Source organism: Shouchella tritolerans, from assembly GCF_025770735.1.
In the GTDB taxonomy this organism is placed as follows: Bacteria; Bacillota; Bacilli; order Bacillales; family Bacillaceae_D; genus Shouchella; species Shouchella tritolerans.
The window spans coordinates 1-944 of the sequence record NZ_JAODPB010000027.1 but is presented as its reverse complement, the minus strand read 5'-3'; the positions used below and the strand labels follow the sequence as shown (position 1 = coordinate 944).

General features: G+C 46.0%; 2 tRNA genes and 2 rRNA genes. All 4 read right to left on the bottom strand.

What is annotated here, in order from left to right:
• Window positions 1–92, bottom strand: a 23S ribosomal RNA gene (locus N6H06_RS23035); the annotation flags it as partial.
• A 248-nt stretch (window positions 93–340) separates the two neighbouring features.
• A tRNA-Ala gene (locus tag N6H06_RS23030) sits at window positions 341–416 on the bottom strand.
• A 23-nt stretch (window positions 417–439) separates the two neighbouring features.
• A tRNA-Ile gene (locus N6H06_RS23025) sits at window positions 440–516 on the bottom strand.
• Window positions 517–868: 352 nt separating this feature from the next.
• Window positions 869–944: ribosomal RNA gene (locus tag N6H06_RS23020) — 16S ribosomal RNA — on the bottom strand; the annotation flags it as partial.

Genomic DNA, 944 nt, shown 5'->3' with positions numbered 1-944 from the left:
CTTACAGCTCCCCGAAGCCTATCGCGGTTCGTCGCGTCCTTCATCGGCTCCTAGTGCCAAGGCATTCACCGTGCGCCCTTTCTAACTTATCCTTTTTCACTTCAGATCACCGTCGCATCTCTTCGTCTGGTTCATGCTTCTCAGTCGGTCACGTAGGCAACTACGCTCCCTCCTTCGAACATTTCCCATCCTCGACCTGCTCGGTTCTCTTCGCAAAAATAAAAAATACATAAAAAGGTATGCATTGAATTCTTGACGTCTCGTTCAAACAGTTTCACAACCGATGAACAAAGATCAATTTGAGTTATTTCTGGATTTAGTTTTCAAAGAACCTAGTAATTGGTGGAGCCTAGCGGGATCGAACCGCTGACCTCCTGCGTGCAAAGCAGGCGCTCTCCCAGCTGAGCTAAGGCCCCATTTGCTCCTATTAATTCGTTTATGGTGGGCCTGAGTGGACTTGAACCACCGACCTCACGCTTATCAGGCGTGCGCTCTAACCAGCTGAGCTACAGGCCCCTCTTTTGACATTTCTACCTTAAATACACATTATTAAAGTTTAAGTCGTATCTAAAAGTATGGACTAGTCAATAAAAGACGGGGAATAATTAATGGAACAAAAGAGAGAGTTTTGAGTCCTCTCAAAACTGAACAAGGCTACTGATTTCAATCACATCATGTAACACTTCTCAGTGTATGCTTCGTGCTGCCTTGCGACGAGTAACCGCAGGAGCAACGATGTTTCCTGCGACGAGTAACCGCAGGAGCAAAAGCATTTAATCGAGAGTTTTGAGTCCTCTCAAAACTGAACAAATAGCCTAAGCGCTATATGACCGAAGGTCATACATCGACTAGAGTTAAAACTCCATAGAAAGGAGGTGATCCAGCCGCACCTTCCGATACGGCTACCTTGTTACGACTTCACCCCAATCATTTGTCCCACCTTA